Raw genomic sequence first — 17,090 nt, forward strand, 5'->3', positions numbered from 1 at the left:
GCGGGCATGAACCTTTCCGCGCCCTTTATTGCCCGCCCCGTGGCGACCATGTTGCTCAGCCTGGCGATCCTGCTGCTCGGCGGGGTCAGCTTCGGCCTGCTGCCGGTATCGCCGCTGCCGAACATGGACTTCCCGGTGATCACCGTGCAGGCCAGCCTGCCCGGCGCCAGCCCGGAGATCATGGCCTCCAGCGTGGCGACACCGCTGGAACGCTCGCTGGGCAGCATCGCCGGGGTCAGCCAGATGACCAGCCGCAGCAGCCAGGGCTCGACCCGGATCATCATCCAGTTCGATCTGGATCGCGACATCAATGGCGCTGCCCGCGACGTGCAGGCGGCCATCAATGCCTCGCGCAACCTGTTGCCCAGCGGCATGCGCAGCATGCCCACCTACCGCAAGATCAATCCGTCGCAGGCACCGATCATGGTGCTTTCGCTGACTTCCGAGGTACTGGACAAGGCCGAGCTGTACGACATCGGCTCCACCATCCTGGCGCAGAAGCTGTCGCAGGTCTCCGGCGTTGGCGAGATCCAGGTCGGCGGCAGCTCGCTGCCGGCGGTGCGTGTCGAATTGCAGCCGCAGCAGCTGGAGCAGTACGGTGTGTCGCTGGATGAAGTGCGCCAGACCATCGCCAACGGCAACGTGCGCCGGCCCAAAGGCATGGTCGAGGACGCCGACCAGCACTGGCAGGTGCGCGCCAATGACCAGCTGCACCAGGCCGCCGACTACACACCACTGATCATCCGCTATCAGGATGGCGCCGCACTGCGCCTGGGTGACGTGGCGCGAGTGCGCGATTCGGTGGAGGACCGCTACAACAGTGGCTTCTTCAATAACGAACAGGCCGTGCTGCTGATCGTCAACCGCCAGGCCGGCGCCAACATCATCGAGACCATCGAGGGCATCCGCCGCGAGCTACCAGCACTGCAGGCGATCATGCCGGGCAGCGTCGACCTGAACATCGCCATGGACCGCTCACCGGTGATCCGCGCCACGCTGCACGAGGCCGAGCGCACCCTGCTGATCGCGGTAGGCCTGGTCATCGTGCTGGTGTTCCTGTTCCTCGGCCGCCTGCGCACCGCACTGATCCCGGCACTGGCGGTGCCGGTGTCGCTGGTCGGCACCTTTGCCGTGATGTACATGTTCGGCTTCTCGCTCAACGTGCTGTCGCTGATGGCACTGATCCTCGCCGCCGGCCTGGTGGTGGACGACGCCATCGTGGTGCTGGAGAACATCGCCCGGCATATCGACGATGGCATGCCACCGCTGAAGGCGGCCTACGTCGGCACCCGCGAGGTCGGTTTCACGCTGCTGTCGATGAACCTGTCGCTGGTGGTGGTGTTCGTCTCCATCCTCTATATGGGCGGCATCGTCGAACGGCTGTTCCGCGAGTTCTCCATCACCCTGGCGGCGGCAATCCTGGTGTCGCTGCTGGTCTCGCTGACCCTGACGCCAATGCTTTGCGCGCGCTGGCTCAAGCCGCATGAGCCGGAGAAGGAAGGGCGCCTGCAGCGCTGGAGCCACGATGCTCATCAGTGGCTGCTGCGCTACTACGATCGTTCGCTGAGCTGGGCGCTGCGTCATCGGCGCATCACCTTGCTCAGCCTGCTGGCGACCATTGCGCTGAACGTGGTGCTCTACGTGCAGGTGCCCAAGACATTTCTGCCGCAGCAGGACACTGGGCAGATCACCGGCTTTATCCGCGGCGACGACGGCATGTCGTTCCAGGTCATGCAGCCGAAGATGGAGATCTTCCGCAAGGCAGTCCTCGCCGACCCGGCGGTGGAAAGCGTGGCCGGCTTCATCGGCGGGCAGGGCGGCATCAACAACGCGTTCATGATCGTGCGGCTGAAACCGTTGAATGAGCGCGGTATTTCGGCGCAAAAGGTCATCGAGCGCATCCGCAAGAATCAGCCGAAGGTGCCCGGTGGACGGATGTTCCTCATGGCCGACCAGGACCTGCAATTCGGCGGTGGCCGGCAGAGCAGCTCGGCCTATGCCTATACGCTGTTGGCGAGCGACCTCAACGACCTGCGTACCTGGGTGCCACAGGTGACCCGGGCGCTATCCGACCTGCCGGAGCTCACCAGCATCGACGCCAACGACGGCGAGGGTGCGCAGCAGATCAGCCTGAAGATCGACCGTGATGCGGCCAAGCGTCTGGGCATCGACATGAGCACCGTGACCACGCTGCTCAACAATGCTTTCAGCCAGCGCCAGATTTCGACCATTTACGAATCGCTCAATCAGTACCAGGTGGTGATGGAGATCGATCCGAGCTACGCGCAGTACCCGGAGGTGTTGGAGCAGATTCACGTGGTGACCAGTGACGGCCGCCGCGTGCCGCTGGCCGCATTTGCCCGCTACGAGCGCAGCCTGGAGGAAGATCGCGTCAGCCACGATGGCCAGTTCGCCGCCGAGAACATCGACTTCGACCTGGCCCCCGGCGTCAGTCTCGACCAGGCGACCCTGGCCATCGAGCGGGCGGTGGCGGCCATCGGCATGCCCAGTGAGGTGCAGGGCCGTCTCGGCGGCACCGGCAGCGCCTTCCAGACCACCCAGGAAGGCCAGCCGCTGATGATTCTCGGCGCCTTGCTGCTGGTCTATATCGTGCTGGGCATTCTGTACGAGAGCTACATCCACCCGCTGACCATCCTTTCCACCTTGCCCTCGGCGGGTGTGGGCGCCTTGCTGGCGATCATCCTCACCGGCGACCAGTTCAGCCTGATCTCGCTGCTCGGGTTGTTCCTGCTGATCGGCGTGGTGAAGAAGAACGCCATCCTGATGATCGACCTGGCGTTGCAGTTCGAGCGTCAGGACAAGCTGTCGCCCGCCGACTCGATCCATCGTGCTTGCCTGCTGCGTTTCCGGCCGATCCTGATGACCACCATGGCGGCGATCCTCGGTGCGTTGCCGCTGCTGCTCGGCGGTGCGGAAGGGGCCGAAATGCGCCAGCCGCTGGGTCTGACCATCATTGGCGGGCTGCTGCTGAGCCAGATCCTCACGCTCTACACCACGCCGGTGGTCTATCTGTACCTGGATCGTCTGCGTCATCGTTTCAACAGCTGGCGCGGTGTCCGCACCGATGCCGCCCTGGAAAACTCGCTATGAATTCGCCGTCGCTGAACCCCTCATCGCTGAAGCATGCCCTACGCCCCCTCGCGGTTGCCGTGCTCGCCCTGTCATTGGGAGCCTGCACGCTGGGGCCCGACTACCAACGGCCGGACCTGCCGGTGGCCAGCGAATTCAAGCAGGCCGAAGGCTGGAAACCCGCCACGCCAGCCGATGCGCTGCAGCGTGGCGAGTGGTGGCGGCTGTACGGCGATGCCGAGCTGGATGCATTGGTGAGCCGGCTGAATGTCTCCAACCAGAACATTGCCGCGGCCGAGGCGCAGTTCCGCCAGGCACGGGCGCTGGTTCGCGGCGCGCGCTCGCAGCTGTTTCCGATCCTGTCCGGCAGCGCTGGCGTCAGTCGTTCGGCCCAAGGCAGCGGTAGCACCAGCAGCACCGGTAGTACTTTCAATGGTGGGGTGGGTGAAAGCTACGAAGCGGGCCTGAGCGCATCCTGGGAGGCCGATATCTGGGGCCGCTTGCGCCGCAACCTGGAAGCCAATCGCGCCAATATGCAGGCCAGCGCCGCTGACCTCGCTGCTGCTCGGCTCAGTCTGCAGGCGGAACTGGTGCAGACCTATCTGCAACTGCGGGTGATCGACGAACACCAGCGGCTGCTCGACCAGACGGTAGAGGCCTATGCGCGCTCGCTGCGCCTGACCGAGAACCAGTATCGCGCCGGCATCGTGCCCCGGTCCGATGTCAGCCAAGCGCAGACGCAGCTCAAGAGCACCCAGGCGCAGGCCATCGACCTCAAGTGGCAACGGGCGCAGATGGAGCATGCAATCGCGGTGCTGGTGGGCGTGGCGCCGTCGGAACTGGGCATCGCCGTGCGCGAGGATATCCCGCCGTTGCCGGCGATACCGCTCGCCGTGCCGTCGCAGTTGCTCGAGCGTCGTCCGGATATCGCCTCGGCCGAGCGTCAGGTGATGGCGGCCAATGCCAACATCGGCGTGGCGGAGGCCGCCTGGTATCCCGAGCTGACACTGTCGGCCAGCGGCGGCTATCGCAACAGTAGCTTCAGCGACCTGTTCAGCGTACCCAATCGGTTCTGGTCACTGGGGCCGCAACTGGCACTGACGCTGCTCGATTTCGGTGGACGGCGTGCCGAACTGGAGCGGGCCGAGGCCAGTTACGATCAGACCGTGGCCAGTTACCGGCAGACGGTGCTGAACAGCTTCCGCGAGGTGGAGGACTACCTGGTGCAGCTGCGCGTGCTGGAAGAGGAGGCAGTGGTTCAGCGTGAGGCGCTGGAGGCTGCACAGGAATCCCTGCGGCTGATCGAGAACCAGTATCGCGCCGGTACGGTGGACTTCCTCAGCGTGGCAACGGTGCAGACCACAGCGCTGAACAACCAGCGCACCAACCTGACGTTGCTTGGCGACCGGCTGACCGCCAGTGTGCTGCTGATCGCGGCGCTGGGTGGTGGCTGGGATGCTCAACAACTGGAGCTGGCGCCGGTACTTTCGACCACCGAACGCTGAGTGCACGGGCATAAAAAAGCCCCGCCAACAGGCAGGGCTTTTTGCATTGCAGGTCTGGTCAGTTGCGCTGCTTGCGGTTGACCGTTTCGGCAGCCTTGATGATGTCCGCGCCGATCACCGGCTCGAACTGCTGCCACACCGGACGCATCGCTTCACGCCAGCGCTCACGCTCTTCCGGGGACAGGGCGACGATTTCCGATGTGCCGGCCTGGCGAATCCGCTCGCGGTCGGCCCGGTTCAGCTCGTCGGCCTCACGGTTCACCATGAAGCTGACCTCATCGAGGATCGCTTCGAGTTCGAAGCGGATCTTGTGCGGCATGCCCATCCAGAAGCGCGTGTTGCTCACCACCATATAGTCGAGCACGCCGTGATCGGTCTCGATGATATAGGGCTGCACGGTGTGCATTTTCTTGCTGTAGATGTTCGACCAGGGATTTTCAGCGCCTTGTACGGTACCGGCGCGTAGGGCGTCGTAGACATCGGCGAAGGGAATCTTCTGGGTAGATGCGCCAACAGTGCCGAACTGCGCTTCCAGAACGGCGGACGGCTGGATTCGGAAACTCAGGCCCGAAGCATCGCTCGGCTGGCGCAGCATGCGCGTTGCCGACAGCTGCTTCATGCCGTTGTGCCAATAGGCCAGACCGGTAATGTTCTTGTCTTCCATGGAGCGCAGCAGTTGTTTGCCCTTGGCGCGCTTCTGAAAGCGATTGACTGCCTCGATGTCGTCGAACAGGAAGGGCAGGTCGAATACCTGCAGCTGCTTGGTGTACTGCTCGAACTTGGCCAGTGACGGCGCGAGCAACTGAACCTCGTCGTTGCGCAGCGCTTCGAGCTCGGTGGCATCGCCAAACAACGTCGAGTTGGGATAGACCTCGACGCGTACCTGACCGGCCAAGCGCTCTTCGGCGAGGCGCTTGAACATCAATGCACCCTTGCCTTTGGGGGTGTCGTCGGCCACTACGTGGGAGAACTTGATGACGATGGGCTCCGCCTGGGCACAGGCGCTGGCGAGCGCCAGCAAGACCCCGGCAAGAGTAATGATCGGCTTCATGAAAGACTCTTTATTCTGGTTGGTTGGCAGTGCATCCATGCGGACCGACCGCTAGGACACGTCTAGGCTTTCAGCCGCCCCTTATGCCAAAGATAGATGACGACTGAAAGCGCTTTCCCGAACCAACCCGACGGGAGTGGCAGCGTGTCACAGTTTTGCCTGGTGTCCCTCCGCTGGCGCCATCGCCGCGTTGCTGGTCCGCAGTGACTTATCGGTCACTTCCCAGCCGCCGCCAAGCGCCTTGTACAGCGCGACCACCCCGCGATAGAGCTCCACTTCGGCCTGCGCCTGAGCATCCTCGGCCGTCAGGCGTTCGCGTTCGGCATCCAGCAACACCAGAAAATCGGCTGTGCCTTCGCGATAGCGTATTTCCGCTTGCCGGGCAGCGGCACGGCTGGCGGTGGACTGGCGCAGCAGAGAAAGCAGGCGCTGCTGGGCATTGGCGTAATCACTGAAGGCGTTCTCCGACTCTTCCAGTGCCAGCAGGACCTGGTGCTCATAGCTGGCCAGCGCCGCGTCGGCATCGGCTTCGGCACCACGCAGGCGCGCCCGCACGCTGCCTAGATCGAACGCCGCCCAGCTGATACTCGGTGCCACCCCCCAGGCCTGAGCGGCGCTGGAACCGATCTGCGAACCGCGCCCGGCGATGAAGCCGAGGAAGCCGGAAAGGCTGACCCTCGGAAACAGATCAGCAGTGGCGACGCCGACATCGGCAGTGGCCGCGGCCAGCTGACGCTCGGCTGCACGAATGTCCGGGCGCCGGCGCAGCAGCTCGCCGGGATCGCCAATCGGTAGCGCCTTGGCAATTGCCGGCAGGTCGCGCGGGGCGAGGTCGACGGCAAGCTGATCGGCGCGCTGGCCGAGCAGGGTAGCGATGCGATTGCGCGCACGTGCCTGTTGCGCCCTGAGCTGCGGCAGGCTGGCTTCGGTCGCCGCCAGCCTCGCGTCGGCGCGCAGCACGTCGAGCTCGCTGCCGACGCCCGCTTCGCGCAGCTGTTCGGTCAGTTCATGGGAATTGCGCTGGTTGGCCAGGTTGTCGCGGGCGATGCGCTCGCGCAACTGGGCACCGCGCAACTGGCCGTAGGCATCCACCAGCTCGGCAATCAGGCTGACCTGCAGCTGATAGAGCTCGGCTTCGACGGCATCGGCCTGCGCCTCGCTGGATTCCAGACGGCGCTGGATGCGGCCGAACAGGTCCAGCTCCCAGGCCATGTCCAGCCCCAGATCATAGCGTTCTGCATTCACGCGCTGCTCGGTCACGCCCGGTTGCTGGGCCTTGCCGATATCGGCGCTGGCACCGGCAGTGACGGTGGGCAGACGATCATTGCTGACGTCATCGCGGATCGCCCGGGCGGCACGCAGGCGGGCATAGGCGATGCGCAGTTCGCGGTTCTCGGCCAGCGCTTCGCCGACCAGGGCATCCAGCGTCGGGTCTTCGAACTGTTGCCACCAGGCTGCCTCGAAGCGCGAGCGGTCGTAATCGCCACTCGCTGCTTGGCTGATGCGCGCCGGTTCAGGTTGCGGTGCCCGGTAATCCGGGCCGACCGCGCAGGCGCTCAGTGCCAGAGAGAGCAGTGAAAGGGCGAAGAACTTCATGCCTGAACCTCCTTGTAAACCGCCTTGCGGGCTTCGCGTTTCTCGACGAAGGCGCGAATCACCAGATAGAACACCGGGGTCAGCAGGAGCCCGAAGAAGGTCACCCCGAGCATGCCGCTGAACACCGCGACACCCATGGCATGACGCATCTCGGCACCGGCCCCGCTGGAAAGCACCAGCGGCACCACGCCCATGATGAAGGCGAAGCTGGTCATCAGGATCGGCCGCAGACGCAGGCGGCAGGCTTCGAGGATGGCCGCCAGCCGGTCCATGCCTTCCTCCTGCTTGTCCTTGGCGAACTCGACGATGAGGATGGCGTTCTTGCACGCCAGGCCCACCAGCACGATCAGGCCGATCTGGGTGAACACGTTGTTGTCGCTACCGGCGAGGATCACCCCGGTGATGGCCGAGAGCAGTGTCATCGGTACGATCAGAATCACCGCCAGCGGCAGGCTCCAGCTCTCGTATTGCGCAGCGAGCACCAGGAAGGCCAGCAGCACGCAGAGCGGGAAAACGAAGATTGCGGTATTGCCAGCGAGGATCTGCTGATAGGTCAGCTCGGTCCATTCGTAGCTCATGCCGTTCGGCAGTTCAGCCTTGAGCAGGCGCTCCATGGCCGCCTCGGCCTGACCGGAGCTGTAGCCCGGCGCGGCCGCGCCGTTGATCTCGGCGGTGAGGAAGCCGTTGTAGTGCATGACCCGATCCGGGCCGGCGCTGTCGGTGACGTTGACGAAGGTCGACAGCGGGACCATCTCGCCGCGGTTGTTGCGCACCTTCAGCTGACCGATCTGCTCCGGTGCCAGGCGGAACTTCTGGTCCGCCTGGACGTTGACCTGATAGGTACGGCCGAAGCGGTTGAAGTCGTTGGCGTACAGCGAGCCGAGGTAGACCTGCATGGTGTCGAAGATCTCGTCGATCGGCACACCGTGGGTCTTGGCTTTTTCCCGGTCGATGTCGGCATCCACCTGCGGCACGTTCACCTGATAGCTGGTGAACAGGCCGGCCAGCTCCGGATAGTCCGCGCTCTTGGCAATGACGTTCTGCACCTGGCTGTACAGCTCCTCGTAGCCGAGGTTGCCGCGGTCCTGCACCTGCACACGGAAACCGCCGATGGTGCCCAACCCCTGTACCGGTGGCGGCGGGAAGATGGCGATAAAGGCATCCTGGATCTGCGCGAACTGGCCGTTCAGGTCCGCCGCGATGGCGTTGGCCGAGAGCGATGGGTCCTTGCGCTCATCGAAGGGTTTGAGCGGAGTGAAGACGATGCCGCTGTTCGGGCTGTTGGTGAAGCCGTTGATCGACAGGCCCGGGAAGGCCACGGTGTTTTCCACGCCCGGGTGCTTGCCGGCAATTTCCGACATGCGCTTGATCACGTCCTCGGTGCGGTCCAGCGTGGCGGCGTCCGGCAGCTGGGCGAAGGCGACCAGATACTGCTTGTCCTGCGGCGGCACGAAACCGGTCGGCGTGCTGGCGAAGCCCATGTAGCCGAGGCCGACCAGTCCGACATAGACCACCAGTGCAATGCCGCTGCCGCGCAGGATGCGCCGCACCAGACCGACGTAGCCGTGGCTGGCGCGGTCGAACATGCGGTTGAACGGTGCGAACAGCCAGCCGCCAAAAATCCGATCGAGCAGCCGCGAGAAGCCGTCTTTGGGCGCGTCGTGCGACCTGAGGAGCGCAGCGGCCAGTGCCGGCGACAGAGTCAGCGAGTTGAACGCCGAGATCACGGTGGAGATGGCGATGGTCAGCGCGAACTGCTGGTAGAACTGCCCGGTGAGGCCGGAAATGAATGCAGTCGGGATAAACACCGCGCAGAGCACCAGCGCCGTTGCGATGATCGGCCCGGTCACTTCCTTCATGGCCTGACGGGTCGCTTCCTCCGGCGACTTGCCGAGGCCGATGTTGCGCTCGACGTTTTCCACCACGACGATGGCGTCGTCCACCACGATGCCGATGGCCAGCACCAGGCCGAACAGCGACAGCGCGTTGAGCGAGAAACCGAGCAGGTGCATGACCGCGAAGGTGCCGATCAGCGACACCGGCACGGCGGCCAGTGGAATGATCGAGGCGCGCCAGGTCTGCAGGAACAGAATCACCACCAGCACTACCAGCACGATGGCTTCGAGCAGCGTATGTACCACCGCCTCGATGGAGCCGCGCACGAAGATGGTCGGGTCGTAGACGATCTCGTAGTCCACGCCTTCCGGGAAGTCGCGTTTCAGTTCCGCCATGCGTGCGCGCACCGAGTCGGAGATCTCGATGGCGTTCGACCCCGGGCGCTGGAATACCGGAATGGCGACGGCGGGCTGGTTGTTCAGCAGCGAACGCAGCGCGTACTGGCTGGAGCCCAGTTCGACGCGGGCGATGTCCCGCAGGCGGGTGATCGAGCCATCTTCACCAGCGCGGATGATGATGTTCTCGAATTCTTCCTCGGTGACCAGGCGGCCCTGGGTGTTGATCGACAGCTGGAAGTCCGTCGCACCCGGTGCCGGCGGCGCACCCAAGGAGCCCGCGGCGACCTGGCGGTTCTGCTCGCGGATCGCGTTGACCACGTCCGATGCGGTGAGGTTGCGCGAGGCGACCTTCTCCGGGTCGAGCCAGACGCGCAGGGAGTAATCGCCCATGCCGAACAGCTGCACGTCACCGATGCCATCCAGCCGCGCCAGTTCGTCCTTGACGTTGAGCGCGGCGTAGTTGGACAGGTAGAGCATGTCGTAGCGCTGATCCGGCGAGGTCAGGTGCACCACCATGGTCAGGTCGGGCGAGGCCTTGTCCACGGTCACGCCGAGGCGCTGCACCTCGGTGGGCAAGGTCGGCATGGTGCGCGTGACGCGGTTCTGCACCTGCACCTGGGCGTTGTCCAGGTCAGTGCCCAGGCCGAAGGTGATAGTCAGCGTCAGCTTGCCGTCGGCGGTCGCCTGGGACGACATGTAGAGCATGCCCTCGACGCCGGTGATGGCCTGCTCCAGCGGCGAGGCGACGGTTTCGCCAATCACCTTGGGGTTGGCGCCGGGGAAGTTGGCGCGTACCACCACGGTGGGCGGGACGACTTCGGGGTATTCGCTGATCGGCAGCTGGAACAGCGAGATGGCCCCGCCGATGAGGATCACCAGCGACAGCACGGCGGCGAAAATCGGCCGCCTGATGAAGAATTGCGAGAAATTCATGGCGCACTCCGGGGTAGGGCGCGCATCTGGCGGCGCCCTGGCGGATCGATCGGATTGGCGCGGCATGCGCGCCGGAGTTCAGGTGAGTTGTGTCGGTATTTAGCTGCTTGGGCGCTGAGCCAGGGTGCGCTCGACCACCTGTGGCTTCATCGCCTCGCTGATCGCACGGTTCTGCTGGCGGAGCGTGGCCAGCGTTTCGGCGTCGGCCATGGGCACCGACTCCGGCTGCACCGGGCTGCCCGGGCGCACGCGCTGCAGGCCATTGACCACGATGCTCTCGCCCTTCGCCAGACCGCTGCGGACGATGCGCAGCCCTTCGAGCTTGGGGCCGAGCTCGACCGGCCGGTAGGCGACGGTGCCGTCTTCGGCCAGCACCAGGACGAATTTCTTGCCGAGGTCGGTACCAACGGCGACGTCCTTGATCAGCACGGCGTCGTAGGTGGCGCTGCCGACCAGCTTCAGCCGCGCATACAGGCCGGGGGTGAAGCTGCCGTCACGGTTGTCGAACACCGCGCGACCGCGAATGGTACCGGTGCGCGGGTCGACCTGATTGTCGACGAAGTCCATGTGGCCCAGGTGCGGGTGACCGTCCTCGCTGGAAAGGCCGAGGTAGACCGGCGTCGTCTCGCCACGGTCACCGTTGCGCGCCAGCTCACGGTATTTGAGGTAGGTGCGCTCGTCCGCTTCGAAATAGGCATAGACCTTGTCGGTGGAGACCAGCGTGGTCAGCAGCGCCTCGCTGGCGTTGACCAGATTGCCGGAGGTGATCAGCGCGCGGCCGACGCGTCCGTCGATGGGCGCCGTCACGCGGGTGAAGGACAGATCCAGTTGCGCGCGATCCAGTTGTGCCTGAATCGCCGCCGTCGCCGAACGGGCTTCGCTGGCGGCACTGACGCGGGCATCGGCCAGCTCGGCGGAAATCGCATTCTTCTGCCGCAGGCGCTCGCCGCGTTCGGCCTCGGCAACAGTGCGCTGCTGGATGGCACGGGCCTGTTGCAGCTGGGCCTGCAGGCGCTTGACCTCGGCCTGGAACGGCCGCGGATCGATCTGGAACAAGAGGTCGCCTTTCTTCACCAGCGCACCTTCCTCGAAGGCCGCCTTGTCGATGAAGCCGGACACGCGCGGGCGGATCTCCACCGATTCTGGCGCTTCCAGGCGGCCAGTGAGTTCGTCCCACTCGGTCACCTGCTGTTCGATGACTTCCGCGACGCTGACGGCGGGCGGCGGCATGCCCGACTGGGTGGCCTCCGGTGCCTTGCCACAAGCGGCGGTGATCAGCACCGTCAGGGCGATAAGGGGAAAACGCAAGGCGTTGAACGAACGTTCCATGCTTGACTCCGCAAGTCGGATTTGTTGATGGCAGGAGTCTGCGTGGTCAAGTCGTTCAGCAGAAATCGAACAAGGCGAAGGTGAATATCATTGGCGGTGATGGTTAACGATTCGGAATCAGCGCCGGGCGAGGTGCGCTGTGCGGCAGACGCCGCTCCGGCGGAACACTGGCTAGTGCCTCGCCAGCGGTTCAGGACACCGAAACACAGAAGTGAAACGTGAAGCGGTTTTATGGGCTGTCCGGATCGCCAACGAACATCTGGATACGCGAGCGCAGCCAGCGTTCGGCGGGGTCGTTGTCCTGGGCGCCGCGCCAAGCCATGGACAGCTCGAAGTCCTGGCTGGTCTGGAACGGCAGCGGTTCGGCGCGCACGCCGCCGTTGGCGGCCAGCGCGGCGGCGGCGTAATCCGGAACGGTGGCGATGATGTCGGTTCCGGCGAGCAAGCTAGCCAGGCCGTTGAACTGCGGCACCGCCAGGACCACCTTGCGCTTGCAGCCGTGCAGCGCCAGTTCCTCGTCGATATAGCCGTTAAGATCGCCGGCAAAGGAGACCATCGCATGCGGACGGCTGCAGTAGTCCTCCATGCTCAGCCGGCCGGGAATGCTGTCGGCGCGCAGCAGCATCGGCTTGGGTCGACGCAGTACCTTGCGCTTGGAGTTCGCCGGCAGCTCCTCTGTGTAGCAGACGCCCACGGATATCTCCCCGGACGCCAGCAGGCCGGGCATCAACAGGTAGTTGGCGCGGCGCACCACCAGCACCACGTCCGGCGCTTCGGCGCGCAGGCGGCGCAGCAGCGGTGGCAGCAGGGCGAACTCGACTTCATCGGTCAGGCCGATGCGAAACACCTGGCTGCTGGTCGCCGGGTCGAAGGTCGAGGCACTACTGACGGCAGTAGAGATCGAATCCAGTGCCGGCGATAGCAGCTTCGCGATCTCCAATGCGCGAGCCGTAGGCTCCATGCTGCGGCCGGTACGCACGAACAGCGGGTCGTCGAACAGGGTGCGCAGGCGTGCCAGCGCCGCGCTGATCGCCGGCTGGCCTAGAAACAGCTTTTCTGCAGCGCGGGTCACGCTGCGCTCGTGCATCAGCGTTTCGAAAACGATCAGCAGATTGAGGTCAACACGGCGAAGGTCGTTGCGATTCATACCTGGTTCACGTCGAGCCTGCAGCCGGGCCAGGAGGCATCCGGCTCTGGAGGGTGGTATGCATTCTAGACAGCTTCGGTAGCCAGCGGCATGCCCGATCCCGCTTTCGAAATGCACAAAGCTGCAATGCCTGGCAGGGATACATACGCAGTTCCATCATTACGGCGCATGGGGACTATCAATGGGAATCCACGCCGTTCGCTGGAGTTGTGACGATACTGACGATAAAGTCCGTTTGCACAGTAGTAAGTGAGGGGTCGAAATGTCCCGCATCATCCGTTTTCATCAGTTCGGTCCGGCCGACGTGTTGCGCCACGAGGAGCGCGCGGTGCCGGTTGCCGGCCCCGGCGAGGTGCTGATCGGCGTTCGTGCCATCGGCGTCAGCTGGAATGACGTGCTCTGGCGCCAGGATCTTGCGCCACGACACGCGCGTCTGCCTGCCGGGCTCGGCAGCGAAGTGGCAGGCGAGGTGCTGGCGGTGGGTGAGGGCGTCCAGGGTTTCAGCGTCGGCGATCAGGTTGCCGGCTTCCCGGCCCACGATCTCAATCAATATCCGCTTTATGCCGAGCACGCCCTGTTGCCGCAACAGGCGCTGGTGCACTACCCGGACATGCTCGACGCCAGCGAGGCAGCCATTCATTACACGCCGATGCTGGTCAGCTATTTCGCGCTGGTGGAACTGGCCCAGCTGGAACCCGGCCAGTACGTGCTGATCAACCAGGCCGCACATTGCACCGGCCCGGCGGCGGTACAGCTGGCCAAGGCGCTGGGCGGGCGGGTGATCGCCACCTGTGATACCAGCGAAGACCGCGACTACCTGCGCGAGCTGGGCGCGGAAACCGTCATCGTCACCGAAGAGGAAGATCTGGTCGGCCGCCTGCAGAAGCTGACTGAAGGCCGTGGCGTCGAGGTGGTGCTGGATGCCTGCGGCGGCTCGCAGATGAAGCTGCTGGGCGATGTCATGGCGCCGTTGGGCAAGCTGATTCTCTACGGCATGAACGGTGGCAACGAGACCGCGCTGCCGGTCTGCGCGGCGTTCAAGAAGAACTTCAAGTTCTTCCTGCACTGCCTGTGCGACTTCACCGGGCAACCGGAGCTGGGCATCGAGCAGAACCGCGAGGCGGTCGAGCGCGCGCTGCAGCATATCAATCAGCTTACCGCCGACCGCCTGCTACGCCCGCAGGTCGATCGGCTGTTTCCGTTCGAGCAGGCCGTCGAAGCCCATCGGTATGTTGAAAGTGGCATCCCCCGCGGTCGTGTCGTGCTGACCTTGGGCTGAGCCTTCAAGGGCCCTGTACAGGGCCCTCTCATCGCCCCGCAGAAACTTTTCTCGCGCCGTTCCAGTCCTCCGAAGACAGGCTCACAACCTAGACGGAGGATTTTCCATGGCCGAAGACAACCAGACCCTACCGCCCCAGGAGCAGCCCGAGCCCGGTAAAGAGGGGCTGATGAACCCCCGCCCGGAATACCGTGGCGAAGACTACAAGGCGGCGGGCAAGCTCGAAGGCAAGACCGCCATCATCACCGGCGGTGACAGCGGCATCGGTCGTTCGGTGGCCGTGCTGTTCGCTCGTGAAGGGGCCGACGTGGCGATCCTCTATCTCGATCAGCATCAGGACGCTGAAGAAACCCGCACCGTCGTCGAACAGTACGGCCGCCGCTGCCTGACTTTCGCCGGCGACGTCGCCGACCGCGACGTTTGCCGCAAGGTCATCGACGAAACCCTCGCCGCATTCGGCAAGCTCGACATCCTGGTCAACAATGCCGCCGAACAGCACCCGCAGGAAAAGCTCGAGGACATCAGCGAAGAACAGTGGGAGAAGACCTTCCGCACCAACATCTTCGGCATGTTCCAGATGACCAAGGCGGTGCTACCGCATCTCGGCAAGGGTGCTTCGATCATCAACACCACATCGGTGACCGCCTACAAGGGCAGCCCGCAGCTGCTGGACTATTCGGCCACCAAGGGCGCGATCACGGCCTTCACCCGTTCGCTATCGATGAACCTCGCCGAGCGTGGCATTCGCGTCAACGGCGTCGCGCCGGGGCCGATCTGGACGCCGCTGATTTCGTCGACCTTCGATGCCGACGAGGTCGCCGAATTCGGCTCCAACACGCCGATGAAGCGCCCCGGCCAGCCCGATGAAGTGGCGCCGGCGTATGTCTACCTGGCCAGCAGCGATGCAGCCTACGTGAGCGGCCAGGTGATCCACGTCAACGGCGGCACCGTGGTCAACGGCTGACCCATTGCCGGGCCAACGAATGGCTCGGCCACATCAACGCTTGGAGAACGACCATGCCACGCACGATCTGGAAAGGCGCAGTCAGTTTCGGACTGGTACACATCCCGGTGGCGCTGGTGCCGGCCACCACCCGCCAGGGCATCGACTTCGACTGGCTGGACAAACGCAGCATGGACCGGGTCGGCTACAAGCGCATCAACAAGACCACCGGCGAGGACATCGACAGCGAAAACATCGTCAAGGGCGTGGAATACGAGAAGGGCAGCTACGTCGTGATCAGCGATGACGAGATCAAGTCGGCGCACCCCAAGGCAACCCAGACCGTCGACATCGTTGCCTTCGTCGACGCCAAGGACATCTCCTTTCTGTATATCGACACACCGTATTACCTGACGCCGGACCGCCGCGGCGAAAAGGTCTACGCCTTGCTGCGCGAGACGCTGATCCAGACCGGCAAGGTCGGCATCGCCAACGTCGTGCTACGTAACAAGCAGCACCTGGCGGTGGTGATGCCGCTGGGCAAGGCCTTGGTGATGAACACGCTGCGCTGGGCCGACGAGGTGCGCGGCGTCGAGTACCTGGAACTGAAGGATGAAGCTCTCGATCCGGACCTGGCCGAGCGTGAGCTGGACATGGCCAAACGGCTGGTCGAGGACATGACCGAGAAGTGGAAGCCGGAACAGTACAAGGACACCTTCCAGGATCAGATCATGGAGCTGGTGGAGAAAAAGGCCCGCGAAGGCAAGCTGGAAGCCGTCGGCGGACCGGAGGAGGCGGTGGATCGGCGTTCGGCCGATGTCATCGACCTTACCGAGCTGCTCAAGCGGAGCCTTGCCGCCAAGCCTGGCAAGGCCCGCGCTGCCAGCGAAGACGACGAGGCGGACGATGCGCCGAAAAAGGCGCCGGCCAAACCGAAAACCACGAGCAAGGCCTAAGCAGCCAAATCGACTGCATCGTCGTCTACGCGAGCGCGCAAGGCGCCGGCCACCGATAGCAAATCCAGCAAGAAGGCCAGCTGACCGAGGGCGCCATGCCAGCAAAGCGCAAAAGCACCGAACGGCCATTGGTTGGCGGCATCGGCATCAGCAACCCGCAGCGGGTGATCGACGCGGCGACCGGCACCACCAAGTTCGCCCTCGCCGAATATTACCTGTCGGTCGCCGACTGGCTGGTGCCACAGCTTGCCGGGCGGCCGCTGTCCATTGTTCGCGCCCCGGAGGGCATCGGCGGTGAGAGCTTCTTCCAGCGCCATTGCGGCCGGCTGAAGATGCCGCATATGCGCGCGCTGCCGAAGGATCTGGACCCGGAGCATGCGCGGCTGATCCAGGCCGACAACATCACGGCGGTGCTCGAAGCGGTACAGATGGGCAGCGTGGAGTTCCACACCTGGAATGCCCGCAGCGACCGTATCGAACGGCCGGACCGGGTGATCTTCGATCTCGATCCCGACCCTGCGTTGCCCTGGTCGCGGATGATCGACACCACCGAACTGACGTTGGCGCTGCTCGACGAGCTCGGGCTGCGAGCATTTCTGAAGACCAGCGGCGGCCGCGGCATGCATGTGGTCGTGCCTATCGAGCGACGGCACGACTGGGATTGCGTGCGCAGCTTCGCCCAGGGCGTCACTCAAAGGCTCGGCCGTCAGCACCCGGAGCGCATCGCCTGCAAGATGGGCGCACAGAATCGGGTCGGACGCATCTTCGTCGATTACCTGCGCAACCAGCGTGGCGCCAGCACGGTGGCGGCGTTCTCTGTGCGCGCACGGCCGGGGCTCGGCGTTTCGCTGCCGGTGAGCCTGGATGAGATGCGTCAGCTGGAAGGAGCGGATCAGTGGCGGCTGGGCAATGCCAGGGCGTACCTGAGCGAGCGAGGCGCCGATCCGTGGGCCGAGTACGGCAGCACCCGCCAGCGGCTCACGAGCACGTTGCTCGAGACGTTGCGCAAAGAAGGCTGAGGGAGCTT

11 protein-coding genes are annotated in these 17,090 nt (G+C 64.5%); 6 read left to right on the plus strand and 5 right to left on the minus strand.

The window, feature by feature from the left end:
* Nucleotides 1-6: 6 nt before the first annotated feature.
* Together PSEST_RS10445 and PSEST_RS10450 are read left to right on the plus strand one after the other, a co-directional pair.
* Nucleotides 7-3,111 (plus strand): efflux RND transporter permease subunit, encoded by a 3,105-nt coding sequence (locus PSEST_RS10445; RefSeq protein ID WP_015276958.1) that lies wholly within the window; start codon nt 7-9, stop codon nt 3,109-3,111.
* The gene (locus PSEST_RS10450; RefSeq protein ID WP_015276959.1) at nt 3,108-4,595 is read left to right on the plus strand and encodes an efflux transporter outer membrane subunit; all 1,488 of its coding nucleotides are present in this window, start codon (nt 3,108-3,110) and stop codon (nt 4,593-4,595) included. The genes PSEST_RS10445 and PSEST_RS10450 overlap by 4 nt, the downstream gene beginning before the upstream one ends.
* Nucleotides 4,596-4,653: 58 nt before the next feature.
* Here the strand turns inward: PSEST_RS10450 and PSEST_RS10455 are convergent, their stop codons facing one another.
* From PSEST_RS10455 to PSEST_RS10475, 5 genes are all read right to left on the minus strand, one after another.
* Nucleotides 4,654-5,646 (minus strand): TRAP transporter substrate-binding protein, encoded by a 993-nt coding sequence (locus PSEST_RS10455; RefSeq protein ID WP_015276960.1) that lies wholly within the window; start codon nt 5,644-5,646, stop codon nt 4,654-4,656.
* A gap of 147 nt (nt 5,647-5,793) precedes the next feature.
* Nucleotides 5,794-7,242, minus strand: a complete 1,449-nt coding sequence (locus PSEST_RS10460) for an efflux transporter outer membrane subunit (RefSeq protein WP_015276961.1) — start codon at nt 7,240-7,242, stop codon at nt 5,794-5,796.
* Nucleotides 7,239-10,409, minus strand: coding sequence for an efflux RND transporter permease subunit (locus tag PSEST_RS10465; RefSeq protein ID WP_015276962.1), 3,171 nt, complete (start codon nt 10,407-10,409; stop codon nt 7,239-7,241). Before PSEST_RS10465 ends, PSEST_RS10460 begins: the two co-directional genes overlap by 4 nt.
* Nucleotides 10,410-10,508: 99 nt before the next feature.
* Entirely contained in the window at nt 10,509-11,738 is a 1,230-nt protein-coding gene (gene mexE, locus PSEST_RS10470) for a multidrug efflux RND transporter periplasmic adaptor subunit MexE (RefSeq protein WP_015276963.1), read from the minus strand.
* 229 nt (nt 11,739-11,967) lie between these two features.
* Nucleotides 11,968-12,885 (minus strand): LysR substrate-binding domain-containing protein, encoded by a 918-nt coding sequence (locus tag PSEST_RS10475; protein WP_015276964.1) that lies wholly within the window; start codon nt 12,883-12,885, stop codon nt 11,968-11,970.
* A gap of 262 nt (nt 12,886-13,147) precedes the next feature.
* On the opposite strand from PSEST_RS10475, the gene PSEST_RS10480 reads away from it, so the two are divergent.
* The 4 genes from PSEST_RS10480 to ligD all read left to right on the plus strand — a co-directional run bounded on the left by PSEST_RS10480 (nt 13,148) and on the right by ligD (nt 17,082).
* Nucleotides 13,148-14,164 carry a zinc-dependent alcohol dehydrogenase family protein gene (locus tag PSEST_RS10480; RefSeq protein WP_015276965.1) on the plus strand — a complete coding sequence of 339 codons (1,017 nt, stop codon included), beginning with the start codon at nt 13,148-13,150 and terminating at the stop codon, nt 14,162-14,164.
* 106 nt (nt 14,165-14,270) lie between these two features.
* Nucleotides 14,271-15,128, plus strand: a complete 858-nt coding sequence (locus PSEST_RS10485) for an SDR family oxidoreductase (RefSeq protein ID WP_015276966.1) — start codon at nt 14,271-14,273, stop codon at nt 15,126-15,128.
* Nucleotides 15,129-15,181: 53 nt separating this feature from the next.
* Complete coding sequence (locus PSEST_RS10490; protein ID WP_015276967.1) at nt 15,182-16,063, plus strand: Ku protein; 882 nt, start codon at nt 15,182-15,184, stop codon at nt 16,061-16,063.
* 95 nt (nt 16,064-16,158) lie between these two features.
* Complete coding sequence (gene ligD / locus PSEST_RS10495) at nt 16,159-17,082, plus strand: non-homologous end-joining DNA ligase (protein WP_015276968.1); 924 nt, start codon at nt 16,159-16,161, stop codon at nt 17,080-17,082.
* The last annotated feature ends 8 nt before the right edge of the window (nt 17,083-17,090 follow it).

Source organism: Stutzerimonas stutzeri RCH2 (assembly GCF_000327065.1).
GTDB lineage: Bacteria > Pseudomonadota > Gammaproteobacteria > Pseudomonadales > Pseudomonadaceae > Stutzerimonas > Stutzerimonas stutzeri_AE.